Consider the following 15,553-nt stretch of genomic DNA (forward strand, 5'->3'; position numbering starts at 1 on the left):
CCTGCCAGGGCCGAACGGCCCTGCCGTACCGGCCGGAGGGCGCGTCCGCCTGCGGCGTTGCCGGGCCTTTGCCGATTCGGTGCCGGGCCGGGGGCGTACCGCCCGCTTCTGGGTGCACCTGGGTTCCTGTAAGGCCCCGGTGGGCGGCACCAGGGGAGGGGAGGAGAGCGATGCGAACGAGGAGGATCCGGAACCGGCGCCCGGCGCGGTCCGGCCGGTACCGCGACGACCTCGACCTGCGCACCCCGTCCGGCCGCCGGCTGCCGTTCTGACTGGCGGCCCGGTACGGCGGCGCGGTCAGGCCGTGGCGGGTTTGCGGATGCGCACCACGGCCACCGGGCAGTGGGCGTGCTGCAGCACCCCCTGGCTCACCGAGCCGAGGATCATGCCGGCGAGCTCGCCGCGCCCGTGGGAGCCGACCACGACCAGGTCGGCGCCGTCGGAGACGTGCCGGAGCACCTCGACCGGGTGGCCCTTCACCGTCTCCTCGACCACCTTGACGTCTGGGTAGCGCTCGCCCCAGCCCGCGAGGATCTCGCCGAGCAGCCGCCGCTCGCGCCCCTCGCCCGCGAGGTCGTCGGAGCCGGGCGGCAGGCCGCCGAAGCCGTAGTCGCCGAAGTCGAACGGCCGCCAGGCGTGGATCGCGCGCAGCCCGACGCCGCGCAGCGACGCCTCGGCGAACGCGAACTCCAGCACCCGCTCGTCGGACGGCGAGCCGTCGACGCCGACCACCACCTCGCCGCGCGGCGGGGTGGCCATCTCGCGGACCACGACCACGTCACAGGGGGCGTGCCCGGCCACGCCCTGGGCGACCGAGCCGAGCAGCAGCCCGCGGAAGCCGCCCAGGCCGTGGTTGCCGACGACGAGCAGCTCGGCCTCGGCCGCCGCCCTGACCAGCGCGGGGCGCGGGTCGCCGGGGATCGGCACGGCCTCCACCTCCAGGTCGGGCACCTCGCGCCGGGCCCGGTCCACGGCCCCGGCGAGCACGGTCTCGGCGCCCTCGCGCATCCACCGGGCCACCCCGGCGTACGGGCCGTCGTCGCCGGTCTCCAGCACCCACGCCGGGATCGCGTGCACCACCCGCAACGGGACGCGGCGCAGCGCCGCCTCCCGCGCCGCCCAGCCGGCGGCCTCCAGTCCGGCGCGCGAGCCGTCGACACCCACCAGGATCATCGTGGCCTCCTCGGTCGTCCGCCCCCATTCGAGCGCGTTCCCGGGCTTCTTCCCCAGCAGCGAAGGTCCCGTCACCCCGGGACCTCCGGCCCTCCACGGCCACCCGGAACCCCGCTGTAAGCGAGATCACAGACCAAAGTCCCAATCCGGGAGGGCGAAAAGGCCCTGCCGCGGATCCGCCGCCGAAACGAGCCTTGAGGCGAGGACTTGCACGAGGAGGTGGGGTGATGTCCTCTCCCCTGGGCACCGACACCGGGATCCGGCGGCTGCTCGCCGCGGCGGGCCAGGCGCCCTCGGTGCTGAACACGCAGCCGTGGCGGTTCCGGGTGGTGCGCGGAGAGTTCGCCGAGGTGCTCGCCGACCACAACCGCAGGCTCCGGGTGATGGACCCGCGCGGCCGGTCCCTGCACGTGAGCTGCGGCGCTGCGCTGTTCAACCTGCGCCTCGCGCTGCGCGTGGCGGGGTGCCGCCCGCTGGTCCGGCTGCTGCCCGACCCCGGCGACTCCACGGTGCTCGCCACCGTGCGCTCCGCGGCGACGGCGTCCCCCTCCGCCCGGGCGCGCGCCCTCTGCGCCGAGATCCCGCTGCGGCGCACCAACCGCGAGCCGTACACCGGCAAGCGGGTGCCGCCGACCGTGCTGGCGGAGCTGCGCCAGGCCGCGGAACGGGAGGGCGCGACCCTGCTCGTGCTGGGCCGCAACAGCTCGGCGGAGCTGCTCGAGTACGTGGCGATGGCCGACGAGGAGCTCGCCACGGACCACGAGTACCTCGCCGAGATCAACGCCTGGACCATCGACGGCGGCCACGTCGACGGGCTGCCCCGCGCGGTGCTCGGCCCCAAGCCGCTCAACGACCCGGCCCCGATCCGCGACTTCGGCGTCACCCGGCCGGGCCAGCCGCGCCCGTCGGCCGCGTTCGAGCCGTGGCCGCAGCTCGCCGTGCTCACCACGCCCGGGGACGGCCCGGTCGACTGGCTGCGGGCCGGGCAGGCGCTGCAGCGGGTGCTGCTCACCGCGAGCCTGTTCGGGGTCTCGGTGTCGTTCCTCAACCAGCCGCTCGACCTGCGCGACATGCGCGGCCGTACCGACCCGCACCACCGGCGCGGCCACGTGCAGATGATCATGAGGCTGGGGTACGGCCCGCCGGTGCCGCGCGCGCCCCGCCGTCCCCCGGCCGAGCTCCTCTACGAGCCGGACGAGCTGGTCGCCGTGTGACCGGAGGTGGGACGGCGGAGCGGCCGCCCCGGCCGTGATCCCAGGCGCGGCCGGGGCGGGCCGCGCGCGGGCGCGCCACGGCGGAAACGAACGCAGGGCGGCCACGTGCGGGCGTGGCCGCCGCGTGGCGTGCCCGGACGGTCCGGCTCGGGGTCGGAAGGTCCGTGATCAGGGGGTCGGTGACGCCGATACGGAGGTCGGTGACGCCGATACGGAGGATCGCGGGGGCGGTCAGGCCTCGCGGCCCGGGCCGGGTTCGGTCGCCTCGCCGCCGGTGCGGCCCTCGTCACGTGCCGTGTCGCGGCCGTCCCGCAGGCCGCCGACGGCGCCGTCGTACCGGCCGTTGTGGGGGTGCCCGGAGCGGTCGTCCTCGGAGTCGGCGGCGACGAGCTCGAACCCGGTGATGATCTCGGGGTGAATGCGGATCACCTGGTCCATCTCCCCGGCCACCCACGGGTCGATCAGCTTCTGGTACCGCGCCACGTCGGCGGCGTTCTCCACCATGTAGGCCCGGCCGGTGACGATCACGCTCCAGCCGAGGTGCCGCTCCGCGTCGATCTCGTCCGCCTCGTAGGCGACCACCACCCCGGAACGATGCGCGACCGCCGTGATCGCCGCGGCGCGATGGCTGCGGATGACGATGTCGCCGTCGTCCACGATGTGGTTCACCGGCCGGATGGCCGGCAGCGCCTGGTGGGTGAAGACGATCCGTCCCATGGGCACGCCGGCGAGCAGCCGCAGGCACTCCTGCCTGGACAACTGGTTCAACCTGCGCGCCGTCATCGTGTCAGTCATCTTGCCGTGCCGTCTGTCGCATGGAATCGCGTCCCTCAAACCCTGATGCCTGACATCAATCCCCGGCAAGGGACGAAAGTCCCTGATAGCGGCACCGGGGACAGGACGCGACCACCCGGCGGCCTTCCGCGGCCATGGTACGCAGGGCCGAAAGTCCCGGCCGGATCGGGACCTCGGGTCGCCCCCGGCCGTGCCGTACGGCACTGCTTCAAGGAACGGTAAAGCGATGCAATTGAGCCACAACGAGATTGGTTGACGGTACGGCTCAGCGAGAAAGGGGCCACACAATGGCCATCGCAGAAGGGCGCGCCGAAGGGCGCAGCAAGCCGGTCGAGGGCCGGCAGGTTCCCGTTCCCCCCACTCCGGAGGCCGTCACCCCCAAGGGCCTCCCGTACATCTGGGCCGTCGTGCGCATCGCCCTCGGCTGGATCTTCCTGTGGGCGTTCGTCGACAAGCTCATCGGGCTCGGCTTCGCCACCCCCGCGGACCGCGGCTGGCTCGACGGCGGCAGCCCGACCACCGGCTTCCTCAAGGGCACCGCGGAGAACGCGCTGGGCGGCGTCTTCAGCGGCCTCGCCGGCCAGGCCTGGGTCGACTGGCTGTTCATGCTCGGCCTGCTCGGCATCGGCGGCGCGCTGATCCTCGGCGCGGGCCTGCGGATCGCGGCGGTCACCGGCGGCCTGCTCATGGTGCTCATGTGGGCGGCCGAGCTCCCGCTCGCGAACAACCCGTTCATGGACGACCACATCATCTACGCGCTCGTGCTCGCCGGGCTGGCCGTGGCCAACGCGGGTGACACCCTCGGCATCGGCCGCTGGTGGGCGAGCACCGAGCTGGTGCAGCGCTTCCCGTTCCTGCGGTAACCGCCGTGGGGGAGCGGCCCGCATCCCCCGACCGCCCGCCTCCACCCGAGGTGGGCGGTCGTCGTTGTGCCCGGGCACCGCCGTGCCCGCCGTACCGTGGAGGCGTTGCAAGCGACGCCGCACATGAGAACGGCCCGGGAGGGATCCCGGGCTTGACGCGTTTCGCGGATCGGTCAGGGTCGCACGCGGACGCGGCGGCCCGACACCTGCCGGATCGGCATGACGATGAACCGGTCGTTCCCGTCGGGCGACCAGGGGGCGCCGGACAGGTGGGCGAGGCGCTCGGTCTCGACCGGGTCGGTGACGGCGCGGGCGTACCCGATCGCGGTGACCGACCAGCCGGTCCCGGTCTCCGGGTCGAACTCGTCGGTCTCGAACGCGACGACGGTGTTGCGCGCGGCCACGGCGAGCTTGCTGCCGGGCGTGGTGCGCATCACCACGGTCGTCCCGTCGAGCACGAAGTTGACCGGCTGTACGGCCGGCAGGGCGTGGTCGGTGAAGACCACGCGACCGATCGGCGTGGAGGCCAGCAACTCGACGCACTCGGCCGGGGAGAGCACCTGCAAACCTGCCGAGTCGAGCTTCATGCCTCCAGCTTCGCCCCGCTCGGGCGGGCCCGGTCAGGGACCAAGGTCCCGCTGAGCAGGGCATACGTCCTGACAGGTCGGCTAGATGAGGAAGTTACGATTTGAAGAATTCTTCAATTTGTCACATCATTGATGCCGCTGTCGTCCCCCCGTCGGAAGAGATCTGAGCCGTGCCCGTTCCCCTGTACCAGGCGAAGGCCGAGTTCTTCCGCACGTTGGGGCATCCGGTGCGCATCCGGGTCCTCGAGCTGCTGCAGGACGGGCCGCTGCCGGTCCGCGACCTGCTCGCCGAGATCGACGTCGAGGCGTCGAACCTCTCCCAGCAGCTCGCCGTGCTGCGCCGAGCCGGCATCGTCACCGCGACGCGCGAGGGGTCGACGGTGGTGTACGCGCTGAGCAGCGGGGACGTGGCGGAGCTGCTGAGCACCGCCCGCCGCATCCTCTCCGACCTGATCGTCGGCCAGGGGGAGCTCCTCGCGGAGCTGCGCGCGGCCGGCACCGGCGAGGGCCAGGGTTCCCGGGAGGGCACCGGACAGCGTTCCGACAGCAGGAAGTCCTCGAAACCGGAGCAGCCCTGAACATGAAGCACAGCTCGGGGGTCACCTCGCCGTGGTGAGCCTGTGGCAGAAGATCAGAAAGACCGGCCGGGTCGCCGAGCCGCCGCCCCCTCGCGAGGACGGCGCGGCTCCGGCGGCCGCGGCCGAGCTCGCCGGCTCGGTGCAGATCCGGCACGTCGACGCCGGGTCCTGCAACGGCTGCGAGCTGGAGATCGCGTCGGCCTTCGGCCCGGTCCACGACGCCGAGCGGTACGGCGCGCGGCTGGTCGCCTCCCCACGACACGCCGACGCGCTGCTCGTCACCGGGCCGGTGACCCGCAACATGGAGGTCGCGCTGCGGCGCACCTACGAGGCCGTGCCGCAGCCCCGTCTCGTCATCGCGCTCGGTGACTGCGCCCGCAACTGCGGCGTGTTCGCTGGCGCGTACGGCGTCGCCGGCGCGGTCGGCGACGTGGTCCCCGTCGACGTGGAGGTGCCCGGCTGCCCGCCGGAGCCGGAGGCGATCGTGTCCGCGTTGCGCGGGCTGACCGGGCGATGAACCTCACGCAGACCGCCTTCGGGCTCTCCCTCACGCTCTGCCTCGCCGCCGCACTCGCCGCCCTCGCCCTGCCGCGCCGCGCCCGCCCGGCCGTGGCCGGGGCGCTCACCGCGGCCGCCGGGGCCAGCGCCGTCGCCTCCGGCGCGGCCGCCGTCGCCGGACAGGGCTGGTCGGCGTGGTACCCGGACCTGCTGCCGCTGCTCGGCGTGCGGCTCGCCCTCGACCCGCTCGGCGGGGTGTTCCTCGCCGTCACCGGCGCCGTCGCGGTCTGCGCGGCGATCTACGGCATCGGCTACACCCGGCACGGCCTCGCCGGGCGGGGCGTGCAGGCCGCGATGCCGCTGTTCGTCGCGGCGATGCTGCTCGTCCCGGCCGCCGCGGGCGTGGGCACGTTCCTCGTCGCCTGGGAGCTGATGGCGATCACCTCGCTGCTGCTCGTGGTGGCCGAGCACCACCGGCGGGCCGCCGCGGGCGAGGCCGGGCAGTGGTACGCGGTCATGACCCACCTCGGCTTCGCGGTCATCCTCGCCGGGCTCGCCGCGCTCGCCGCGCACGCGGGCGGCGACGCCTTCGACGAAATCCGGCAGGCCGCGATCTCCCCCGTCGCGGCGAGCCTGATCTTCCTCGCGACCGGCGCGGGCTTCGCCTCCAAGGCGGGCATCGTGCCGCTGCACGTGTGGCTGCCGCGGGCCCACCCGGAGGCGCCGAGCCAGGTGTCCGCGCTGATGAGCGCCGCCATGGTGAACATGGGCGTGTACGGCATCCTGCGGGTCGGCCTCGACCTGCTCGGCGGCGGGCCCGCCTGGTGGTGGCTGCTCGTGCTCGGCGCGGGCGCGGCCTCCGCCGTCTACGGCATCCTGCACGCCGCGGTCTCCGCCGACCTTAAGCGGCTGCTCGGCCACTCCACCACCGAGAACATGGGCCTGGTGCTCATCGGGGTCGGCGCGGCCGGGTTCTTCGCCGCCTCCGGGTCGCGCGCGCTCGCCGCGCTCGCGCTCGTCGCCGCGCTGCTGCACGCGATCAACCACTCGGCGTTCAAGACGCTGCTCTTCCTCGCCGCCGGGTCGGTGCTGCACGCCACCGGCACCCGCGACCTCGACGCGCTCGGCGGCCTGCGGGAGCGCATGCCGTACACCACCGCGCTGTTCGCGCTCGGCGCGCTCGCCGCCTCGGCGCTGCCGCCCGGCAACGGGTTCGTCAGCGAGTGGCTGCTGCTGCAGAGCCTGGTGAACGCGCTGCCCGAGGGCGGGGTACGGCACGCGGTCACCATGCCGCTCGCGGTCGGCGCGATCGCGCTCACCGCCGGGGTGGCGATCGCCACCTTCGTCAAGGCGTTCGGCGTCGGGTTCCTCGCCAAGCCGCGCGGCGAGGGCGCCGCGACCGCGCACGAGAGCCCGCCCACCATGCTCGCCGGCATGCTGCTCGCGGCCGCGGCCTGCGTCGGGCTCGCGCTCGCGCCCACCCTGCTGCTGCCGTACCTCGCCGAGACGGCCGGCGGCGTGATCGGCGCGCCCGCCGCGGTGACCGGCGAGGTGACGCTGCGGCTCGGCGGCATCGCGAGCACGATCTCGCCGCTGCTCATCGCCTGCTGGCTGGCCGCCGCGCTGGTGCTCGTGCTCGCCCTGCTGCGGGTCTTCGCCGCCCGCCGGGCGCGGCGTGAGGCGCGGCTGTGGGACTGCGGGGCCGGGCCGATGACCGCGCGCATGGAGTACACCGCGACCTCGTTCGCCGAGCCGCTCGGCCGCGTCTTCGACAACGTGCTCCGACCGGAAAGCGACATCGACGTGATCCCCGCGAAGGAGTCCGCCTACATCGTGGAGCGGGTGCGCTACCGGGCCCGCGTGGCGGACCGCATCGAGCGGCGGGCGTACGAGCCCGTGCTCGCCGCCTTCGCCGCCGCCGGCCGGGCCGCGACCCGGCTCGCGAACGGCAGCGTGCACCGCTACCTCGCCTACGGCTTCTACACGCTCACCGGCACGCTCATCCTGCTGGCGGTGATCGCATGATCGCCGCGATCCTCCAGGTTGTGCTCGTCGTGGCGGGCGCGCCGCTGCTGGTCGGGCTGATGCGGCAGGTGCGCGCCCGGCTCGAGGGCCGGGCCGGGGCGGGCGTGCTGCAGCCCTGGCGCGACCTGCGCAAGCTGCTGCGCAAGGAGCCGATCGCGCCGCGCGGCACCGGCTGGGTGTTCCGGCTCGCGCCGCTGCTGCTCGCCGCGAGCGCGCTCGTGGTCACCGCGGTGGTGCCGCTGGTCACCACGGCCTCCCCGCTCGACGGGGTGGCCGACCTGTTCGCGGTGACCGCGCTGCTCGCGCTCGGCTCGGTCGCGCTCGCGCTCGGCGCGCTCGACACCGGCACCGCGTTCGGCGGCATGGGCGCGAGCCGCGAGGTGACCGTGCTCGCGCTCGTCGAGCCGACGATCCTGCTCGCGGTGTTCGCGCTGTCGGTGCGGGTCGGCTCCACCAACCTCGGCGCGATCGTCAACTCGACGCTCGACGACCCGCTCGCCGTGATCTCCCCGGCGAGCGTGCTCGCCGCGGTCGCCCTCGCGGTGGTGATCATCGCGGAGACCGGGCGCATCCCGGTGGACAACCCCTCCACCCACCTCGAGCTCACCATGATCCACGAGGCGATGGTGCTCGAGTACTCCGGCCCGGACCTCGCGCTGATCGAGTGGGCCTCGGCGATCCGGCTGAGCGTGCTGCTCGGCCTGCTCGGCAGCCTGTTCGCGCCCTGGGGCATCGCCGGGGCCGACGCGGGACCGGTCGCGCTGCTCGTCGCCGTGGTCGCGCTCGCGGTGAAGGTCGGCGTGCTCGGCGCGCTGCTCGCCGCGGGCGAGGTGTTCATGGCGAAGCTGCGTCTGTTCCGCATCCCGGAGCTGCTCGCCGGCTCCTTCCTCATGGCCCTGCTCGCCGTGGGCGCCTCCTTCTTCCTCGCGTGAGACGAACATGACCGACCAGACCTATGTGCAGCTCCTCGACCTTGCCTGCGGGGCGTTCCTGCTCACCGGGGTGCTGGTGCTGTGGCGGCGGGACCTCGCCGCGATCGTGCGCCTGTTCGCGGCCCAGGGCGCGGCGCTCGCCGCGATCGTGATCGTGCTCGGGGTACGGCAGGCCGCCACCGAGCTGGTGATCGTCGGCCTCGCCCTCGGCGGGCTGCGCGCCGGGCTGCTGCCGTACCTGATCCGGCGGGCGCTGCCGGAGCGCGGCGGCCCCGACGCCGAGGGCCGGGAGACCCGGCCGGTGGTGAACGTGGCCTCCTCGCTCGTGGCCGCGGCCGTGCTCGCGCTCGTGGCGTACGCGGTGGCGCAGCCGCTGATCCGGCTCGCGCCGTCGCCCGCCGCGCACGCCCTGCCGGTGGCGCTCACCGTGCTGCTCGTCGGCTTCTTCGTGCTCGTCACGCGGCGGCGGGCGCTCTCCCAGGTGGTCGGCTTCCTGCTGATCGACAACGCGATCACTGCGACCGCCTTCCTCACCACGAACGGGGTGCCGCTCGTGGTCGAGCTGGGCGTCTCCCTCGACGTCCTGTTCGCCGTGCTGGTGCTCAGCGTGCTCACCAACCGGATGCGCGCCGCGTTCGGCGGCACCGACCTCGACGAGTTGCGGGAGCTGCGTGACTGATGGACCCCCAGGTTCTCGTGCTTGCGCCGGTCGGGCTGCCGGCGCTCGCGGCGGCCGGGTACGCCGCGTTCGGATGGCGGCGGGCGACCGCGTGGCTCGGCGCCGCCGCGGCGGCCGGGCTGCTCGCCGCCGCGATCGCGCTCGCCGTACGCACCACCGGTGACACCGCCGGGGTGGCGGCGGCCGGCGGGCTGCTGCGGGCGGACGCGCTCAGCGCGTTCATGCTCATCGTGATCGGCGCGGTGGCGCTCGCCGCGATGCTCGCCAGCCCGTCCTACCTCGCCGCCGAGCTCGCCGCCCGGCGCACCGGGCCGCGGGCCACCCGCCGGTACGGCGTGCTCACCCAGGCGTTCATCGCCGCGATGGCCCTCGCCGTGCTCGCCGCCAACCTCGGCGTGCTGTGGGTCGCGGTGGAGGCCACCACGATCCTCACCGCCTTCCTCGTCGGCTTTCGCCGTACCCGGGAGGCGACCGAGGCCGCGTGGAAGTACGTGGTCATCTGCTCGGTGGGGATCGCGCTCGCGCTGCTCGGGCTCGTGCTCGCCCACTACGCGGCGCTGCACGCGAACGTGCCCGAGGACGGCGCGCTCGACTGGGCGGTGCTCGCCCGGCACGCCGCCGACCTCGACCCCGGCGTGATGCGCATCGCGGTCGCGCTGCTCGTGCTCGGCTTCGGCACCAAGGCCGGGCTCGCCCCGATGCACGCCTGGCTGCCGGACGCGCACAGCCAGGCGCCCGCGCCGGTGTCCGCGCTCATGTCCGGGGTGCTGCTGTCGGTGGCGTTCTACGCGATCCTGCGGGTGAAGGTGATCGCGGACGGGGCGCTCGGGGTGGGCTTCACCCGCACCCTGCTCGTCGTGGTCGCGCTCGCCTCGCTCGCGGTCGCCGCGGCGCTGCTGCTCGCGCAGCGCGACTACAAGCGGCTGCTCGCCTACTCGAGCATCGAGCACATGGGGATCGTCGCGCTCGGCGCGGCGGTCGGCACCCGGCTCGCCATGGCCGCGGTGCTGCTCCACGTGCTCGGGCACGGGCTCGGCAAGTCCGCCCTGTTCCTCTCCTCCGGCTACATCCACCAGGCCGTCGGCAGCAGCCGGGTCGCCGCGGTGCGCGGGCTGGCCCGGCGGGCCCCGCTGGTGGCGGGCGCGTTCGCGCTCGGCCTGCTCGCGCTGCTCGGCATGCCGCCGTTCAGCCTGTTCGCCAGCGAGGTCGGCATCGTGCGGGCCGCGTTCGACGGCGGGCTCGGCTGGGCGGTGGCGGTCGCGCTCGCGCTCATGCTCGTGATCGTCGCCGCGGTGCTCGGCCGGGCCCGGCAGATGCTGCTCGGGCCGCCCGCCGGCGAGGGCGACCAGGCCGCGGTACGGCTGCCGGCCGGCGCGGCCGTGCCGATCGTGGCCGGGCTCGCGGTCTGCGCCGTGCTCGGCGTGGCCGCCGGGCCGCTGGTGACGCTGCTGGAGTCCGCCGCCGAGCTGACGGGAGCCGTGCGATGACCACCTTCGACCTCCCCGCCGCCACCGCCGCGCCGGGCGGTGCCGTACGGCTCGCCCGCGAGGTGACCGTGGACGCCCTCCCCGGCGAGGCAGGCGCGCTGCTCGCGGCCGGGCACCGGCTCGCGCTCGTCGCCGCCCACGAGGACGTCGACGCGTTCCGCGTGGTGTACCTGTTCACCGCGGCCCGGCCGGACCGGCGCACCGAGCTGCACGTGCGGCTCGACCCGCGCTCGCCCGCGCTGCCCAGCCTCGCCGCGCTCTCCTTCCCGGCCGGGCGGTTCGAGCGGGAGATGCGCGACCTGTACGGCATCGTGCCGGATAACCACCCGCTGCCGCGGCGGCTGGTGCGGCACCACCACTGGCCGCGCGGCTGGTACCCGATGCGCGCCGACGCCGGGCCGCCGCCCGAGTTCGGCGACCCGGAGGGGCCGTTCCCGTTCGTCACGGTCGAGGGCCAGGGCGTGTACGAGATCCCGGTCGGCCCGGTGCACGCCGGGCTGATCGAGCCGGGCCACTTCCGGTTCTCCGCGGTCGGCGAGACGATCGTCAAGCTCAAGGCCCGGCTGTGGTTCGTGCACAAGGGCATCGAGCGGCAGTTCGCCGGGCGCACCGTCGACGAGGGGCTCGCGCTCGCCGAGCGGATCAGCGGGGACACCTCGGTCGGGCACGCGATCGCCTACTGCCAGGCGGTCGAGGAGGCGCTCGGCGTCGAGGTGCCGGAGCGGGCGCTGCGCGAGCGGGCCGTGCTGCTCGAGCTGGAGCGGCTCTACAACCACATCACCGACATCGGCGCGCTGTGCAACGACGTGGCGCACGGCATCCTGCACGCGCACGCCGGGCGGGTGCGGGAACGGCTCATGCGGATCAACCGCGAGGTGACCGGGCACCGGCTGCTCCGCGGCGGGGTCGTGCCGGGCGGGTCCGAGCTGCGCGCGCTGCCGGACCGGCGGGCGATCGAGGAGATCGCCGCGGACGTCGCCGAGATCGTCGAGCTCGCCCTCGGGCACACCGTGGTCGCCGACCGGTTCACCGGCACCGCGGTGCTGAGCGCCGAGGCCGCCCGCGACCTCGGCACCCTCGGGTACGTGGCGCGGGCGAGCGGCCTCGCGGTCGACGCGCGGGCCGACCACCCGTTCACCGACCTGGGGCGGTTCACCCCGGTCACCGCGGACACCGGGGACGTGCTCGGCCGGTTCCAGGTGCGGGCCGGGGAGTTCGCCGCGTCGGCCCTCCTCGTGACCGAACTGGTGGACCGGCTCGCCGCCGCCTCCTGGCGGCCGGAACGGGTGGCCGCCGCGCTCCCCGCGGCCCCGGCGGCCGACCCCGGCGCCGTGCCGCGGTCGGGGGTCGGCATCGCCGAGGGCTGGCGCGGCACGATCGTGCACCGGGTGGAGTTCGCCGCCGACGGCACGCTCTCCCGGGTGAAGGTGGTCGACCCGTCGTTCTTCAACTGGCCGGCGCTGCCGGTCGCCCTCACCGGCGCGATCGTCCCCGACTTCCCGCTGGTCAACAAGAGCTTCAACCTCTCCTACGCGGGCAACGACCTGTAGCCCGACGACGGTGACCCGCCGCGCGGCCCCGGGCGCCCTCGCCCGGGGCCGCGCGCGTAAACGGAAACCCAAAAGGACTTTGGTCCTACGGATCAGGGACCTTCGGGACGGTCCCCGGCATATGACGGGTCAGTAACGTGCGAATGGCGAGGGGCGTGTGGGGAGTCGGCCACCGCCCGCCGGAAATGTGGTGAGGCGCATGCGCCGGGCCTTCCGTCACAAGCGTCGCGGGTCCGCGCATGTTTCGGCGGGCGGTGGTCCGATCCACACGTGGTCCCGGCCGCCCTGCCACCGGCGGACCGGCTGCCGCCGGTGCCCTGACAGCGTTCGCGGTGCCTGATCGTTCCGGCCGCCGGGGCCGTACTGATCGAGAGATTTATTGGTGGCCCGCCCGGCGCCGCGGCGTTACTCCGGCAGGGCGGCCGGCCTCGTCCACGACGGGCGGTCCCGGGGCCGCCGCCGTCGTTTTCCCCGTCGTTTCCCGGCCTTTTTTCGGCCGATTCCACATGTATTCCCGTCGTCCCCGTTCAGCGGGCCCAAACGCCCGGGTCAGCGCCCGGCAACGCCGATTGCCGCCGTGTCAACCCTGCGTACGCGTCCGGCAACCAGGGACCAAAGACCCTAAAGGTCAGGTCTGCCGGCTCTACGGCTGACCTGCGCAGATGCCCGACCCTGGGTCGTGAGATTCATGGTGGGGGGCGGAGCACTCATGGACGTACTCGATCTGTCCCGTTGGCAATTCGGGATCACGACCGTCTATCACTTCATCTTTGTGCCCTTGACTCTCGGCCTCTCGATCATCGTGGCCGGTCTGCAGACCGCCTGGTACCGCACCGGAAAGGCGAAGTACCTGCGGCTGACCAAGTTCTGGGGCAAGCTCTTCCTGATCAACTTCGCGATGGGTGTCGTCACCGGCATCGTGCAGGAGTTCCAGTTCGGCATGAACTGGAGCGAGTACTCCCGCTTCGTCGGTGACATCTTCGGCGCCCCGCTCGCGATGGAAGGCCTGATCGCCTTCTTCCTGGAGTCGACCTTCCTCGGGCTGTGGATCTTCGGCTGGGACAAGCTGCCGAAGAAGGTCCACCTCGCCACGATCTGGGCGGCGGCGATCGGCACGAACATCTCGGCGTACTTCATCCTCGCCGCGAACTCCTGGATGCAGCACCCGGTCGGCTACAAGATCAACGAGGCCACCGGGCGGGCGGAGCTCACCGACATCTGGGCGGTGCTCACCAACGACACCACGCTCGTCACCTTCCCGCACGTCATGTTCGGCGCGTTCGTCACCGCCGGCGCGTTCCTGCTCGGCGTGAGCGCCTGGTTCCTGTGGCGGCGCCGGGAGGTGGACCTGTTCCGGACCTCGACCAAGCTCGCGCTCGTCATCACGCTCGTCGCGTCGGTCGGCGTGATGCTCTCCGGCCACTGGCAGGCGCAGCTGATGACCGAGCAGCAGCCGATGAAGATGGCCGCGGCCGAGGCGCTGTGGGAGGACGAGAACGGCGCCGGGTTCTCCCTGTTCGCGATCGGCGACGTGGAGAACGGGCGGAACGTGTTCAACATCGAGATCCCGTACGGCCTGAGCCTGCTCGCCACCAACTCGCTCGACGGCGGCGTGGAGGGCATCAACGACATCCAGGCCCGCTACGAGCTGCTGTACGGCCCGGGCGACTACCGGCCGTCGATCGGGCTCGCGTACTGGACCTTCCGCCTCATGATCGGCTTCGGCGGGCTCGCCGCGCTGCTCGCGCTGGCCGGGCTGTGGCTGACCCGGCGGAACCGGCTGCCGGAGAACCCCTGGTTCTACCGGCTCGCGATCGCCGGGATCTTCCTGCCGTTCCTCGCCAACACCATGGGGTGGATCTTCACCGAGATGGGCCGCCAGCCGTGGACCGTCTTCGGCCTGATGACCACCGCGTCCGCGGTCTCGCCGAACGCCAACGTCACCGAGGTCGCGCTCAGCCTGGTCGGATTCACCGTCGTCTACGCGGTCCTCGCGATCATCGAGGTCCGGCTGCTGATCAAGTCGATCCGGCAGGGCCCCGAGCCGGAGGGCGGCGAGTCCGGCGCCACCCCGCAGGCCGGCACCACCCCGGCGCTCTCCTTCTGAGGTGACCGACGATGGAACTCACGACACTCTGGTTCATCCTGATCGCCGTACTGTGGGCGGGCTACTTCCTGCTCGAGGGGTTCGACTTCGGCGTCGGCATCCTGCTCCCGGCCATCGGGCGGGACGAGGCCGACCGGCGCGCCCTGATCGGCACGATCGGCCCGGTGTGGGACGGCAACGAGGTGTGGCTGCTGGTCGCGGGCGGCGCCACGTTCGCCGCGTTCCCCGAGTGGTACGCCACCCTGTTCTCCGGCTTCTACCTGCCGCTGTTCCTCATCCTGCTCGCGCTGATCGTGCGCGGGGTGGCGTTCGAGTACCGGCACCGCAGCGACGTGCCGTCCCGCTGGGACCACGCGATCTTCTGGGGCTCGCTCGTCCCGGCCTTCCTGTGGGGCGTGGCGTTCGCCAACATCCTGCGCGGCGTGCCACTCGACGCGAACCACGAGTACACCGGCAACCTGCTCACCCTGCTCAACCCGTACGCGCTGCTCGGCGGCGTGGTGACGCTGGCGCTGTTCACCATGCACGGCGCGGTGTTCCTCGCCCTGAAGACCGGCGGTGAGCTGCGCGAGCGCGCGATCCGGGTCACCAAGATCGTCGGCCCGGTCACGCTCGTGGTCGGCGGCCTGTTCCTCGTCATCACCCAGCTCATGACCGGCACCACGGCCACCTGGGCGGGCGTGGTGATCGCCGCCGCCGGCCTCGCCGGGGCGATCGCCGCCACGCTGCGCGGCCGGGACGGCTGGGCGTTCACCGCGAACGCGGTCGCGATCGTGGTGATCACCTTCACCCTCTTCGGCAGCCTGTTCCCCGACGTGATGCCCGCGCTCGACCCGGCCAACAGCCTCACGGTGGAGAACGCGGCGTCCACGCCGTACACGCTCACCGTGATGACCTGGGTCGCGGCGATCTTCACGCCGATCGTGCTCGCCTACCAGGGCTGGACCTACTGGGTGTTCCGCAAGCGGCTCACCCGCCAGGAGGTGCCGGCCGGGTACTGACGGGGGCCTGAACCGCACCGGAGTCACCGAGAACGCGTCGACCGGCGAAGACCCGCGGCAACGG

Annotated in this window: 14 protein-coding genes; 11 read left to right on the forward strand and 3 right to left on the reverse strand. The window is 73.5% G+C overall.

Annotation, left to right across the window (positions count from 1 at the left end):
- Positions 1 to 297: 297 nt before the first annotated feature.
- The gene (locus FHX40_RS04605) at positions 298 to 1,248 is read right to left on the reverse strand and encodes a universal stress protein (protein ID WP_306465720.1); all 951 of its coding nucleotides are present in this window, start codon (positions 1,246 to 1,248) and stop codon (positions 298 to 300) included.
- Between the two features lie 152 nt (positions 1,249 to 1,400).
- Here FHX40_RS04605 and FHX40_RS04610 point away from each other — a divergent pair, with 152 nt between their 5' ends.
- Positions 1,401 to 2,387, forward strand: a complete 987-nt coding sequence (locus tag FHX40_RS04610) for an Acg family FMN-binding oxidoreductase (RefSeq protein WP_142258457.1) — start codon at positions 1,401 to 1,403, stop codon at positions 2,385 to 2,387.
- 231 nt (positions 2,388 to 2,618) lie between these two features.
- Here FHX40_RS04610 and FHX40_RS04615 read toward each other — a convergent pair whose 3' ends face one another.
- Positions 2,619 to 3,146, reverse strand: coding sequence for a pyridoxamine 5'-phosphate oxidase family protein (locus FHX40_RS04615; protein ID WP_229789078.1), 528 nt, complete (start codon positions 3,144 to 3,146; stop codon positions 2,619 to 2,621).
- A gap of 323 nt (positions 3,147 to 3,469) precedes the next feature.
- Between FHX40_RS04615 and FHX40_RS04620 the strand changes: the two genes are divergently transcribed.
- Entirely contained in the window at positions 3,470 to 4,045 is a 576-nt protein-coding gene (locus tag FHX40_RS04620) for a hypothetical protein (RefSeq protein WP_142258459.1), read from the forward strand.
- Between the two features lie 173 nt (positions 4,046 to 4,218).
- On the opposite strand, the gene FHX40_RS04625 is transcribed toward FHX40_RS04620, so the two are convergent.
- Positions 4,219 to 4,632, reverse strand: a complete 414-nt coding sequence (locus tag FHX40_RS04625; RefSeq protein ID WP_142258460.1) for a pyridoxamine 5'-phosphate oxidase family protein — start codon at positions 4,630 to 4,632, stop codon at positions 4,219 to 4,221.
- A gap of 170 nt (positions 4,633 to 4,802) precedes the next feature.
- On the opposite strand from FHX40_RS04625, the gene FHX40_RS04630 reads away from it, so the two are divergent.
- The 9 genes from FHX40_RS04630 (at position 4,803) to cydB (ending at position 15,489) form a co-directional block, all read left to right on the forward strand.
- Positions 4,803 to 5,210, forward strand: coding sequence for an ArsR/SmtB family transcription factor (locus FHX40_RS04630; RefSeq protein WP_142258461.1), 408 nt, complete (start codon positions 4,803 to 4,805; stop codon positions 5,208 to 5,210).
- 34 nt (positions 5,211 to 5,244) lie between these two features.
- Positions 5,245 to 5,727 carry an NADH-quinone oxidoreductase subunit B family protein gene (locus FHX40_RS04635; protein ID WP_142258462.1) on the forward strand — a complete coding sequence of 161 codons (483 nt, stop codon included), beginning with the start codon at positions 5,245 to 5,247 and terminating at the stop codon, positions 5,725 to 5,727.
- Positions 5,724 to 7,733 carry a proton-conducting transporter transmembrane domain-containing protein gene (locus tag FHX40_RS04640; protein ID WP_142258463.1) on the forward strand — a complete coding sequence of 670 codons (2,010 nt, stop codon included), beginning with the start codon at positions 5,724 to 5,726 and terminating at the stop codon, positions 7,731 to 7,733. Before FHX40_RS04635 ends, FHX40_RS04640 begins: the two co-directional genes overlap by 4 nt.
- The gene (locus tag FHX40_RS04645; protein WP_142258464.1) at positions 7,730 to 8,665 is read left to right on the forward strand and encodes a respiratory chain complex I subunit 1 family protein; all 936 of its coding nucleotides are present in this window, start codon (positions 7,730 to 7,732) and stop codon (positions 8,663 to 8,665) included. Before FHX40_RS04640 ends, FHX40_RS04645 begins: the two co-directional genes overlap by 4 nt.
- 7 nt (positions 8,666 to 8,672) lie before the next feature.
- Entirely contained in the window at positions 8,673 to 9,344 is a 672-nt protein-coding gene (locus tag FHX40_RS04650; protein WP_142258465.1) for a hypothetical protein, read from the forward strand.
- Positions 9,344 to 10,831, forward strand: coding sequence for a proton-conducting transporter transmembrane domain-containing protein (locus FHX40_RS04655; protein ID WP_142258466.1), 1,488 nt, complete (start codon positions 9,344 to 9,346; stop codon positions 10,829 to 10,831). Before FHX40_RS04650 ends, FHX40_RS04655 begins: the two co-directional genes overlap by 1 nt.
- Positions 10,828 to 12,381, forward strand: a complete 1,554-nt coding sequence (locus tag FHX40_RS04660) for a hydrogenase large subunit (protein WP_142258467.1) — start codon at positions 10,828 to 10,830, stop codon at positions 12,379 to 12,381. The genes FHX40_RS04655 and FHX40_RS04660 overlap by 4 nt, the downstream gene beginning before the upstream one ends.
- Before the next feature lie 709 nt (positions 12,382 to 13,090).
- Positions 13,091 to 14,488 carry a cytochrome ubiquinol oxidase subunit I gene (locus FHX40_RS04665; RefSeq protein WP_142258468.1) on the forward strand — a complete coding sequence of 466 codons (1,398 nt, stop codon included), beginning with the start codon at positions 13,091 to 13,093 and terminating at the stop codon, positions 14,486 to 14,488.
- Between the two features lie 11 nt (positions 14,489 to 14,499).
- Positions 14,500 to 15,489, forward strand: coding sequence for a cytochrome d ubiquinol oxidase subunit II (cydB, locus tag FHX40_RS04670; protein WP_142258469.1), 990 nt, complete (start codon positions 14,500 to 14,502; stop codon positions 15,487 to 15,489).
- Positions 15,490 to 15,553: the final 64 nt, after the last annotated feature.

The sequence above is a fragment of the Thermopolyspora flexuosa genome (assembly GCF_006716785.1).
Classification (GTDB): domain Bacteria; phylum Actinomycetota; class Actinomycetes; order Streptosporangiales; family Streptosporangiaceae; genus Thermopolyspora; species Thermopolyspora flexuosa.

Coding starts and splice junctions, on each gene's coding strand:
- FHX40_RS04625 (WP_142258460.1), bottom strand. CDS start 4,632: ATGAAGCTCGACTCGGCAGGTTTGCAGGTGCTCTCCCCGGCCGAGTGC.
- FHX40_RS04640 (WP_142258463.1), top strand. CDS start 5,724: ATGAACCTCACGCAGACCGCCTTCGGGCTCTCCCTCACGCTCTGCCTC.
- FHX40_RS04665 (WP_142258468.1), top strand. CDS start 13,091: ATGGACGTACTCGATCTGTCCCGTTGGCAATTCGGGATCACGACCGTC.
- FHX40_RS04660 (WP_142258467.1), top strand. CDS start 10,828: ATGACCACCTTCGACCTCCCCGCCGCCACCGCCGCGCCGGGCGGTGCC.
- cydB (WP_142258469.1), top strand. CDS start 14,500: ATGGAACTCACGACACTCTGGTTCATCCTGATCGCCGTACTGTGGGCG.
- FHX40_RS04610 (WP_142258457.1), top strand. CDS start 1,401: ATGTCCTCTCCCCTGGGCACCGACACCGGGATCCGGCGGCTGCTCGCC.
- FHX40_RS04645 (WP_142258464.1), top strand. CDS start 7,730: ATGATCGCCGCGATCCTCCAGGTTGTGCTCGTCGTGGCGGGCGCGCCG.
- FHX40_RS04620 (WP_142258459.1), top strand. CDS start 3,470: ATGGCCATCGCAGAAGGGCGCGCCGAAGGGCGCAGCAAGCCGGTCGAG.
- FHX40_RS04650 (WP_142258465.1), top strand. CDS start 8,673: ATGACCGACCAGACCTATGTGCAGCTCCTCGACCTTGCCTGCGGGGCG.
- FHX40_RS04655 (WP_142258466.1), top strand. CDS start 9,344: ATGGACCCCCAGGTTCTCGTGCTTGCGCCGGTCGGGCTGCCGGCGCTC.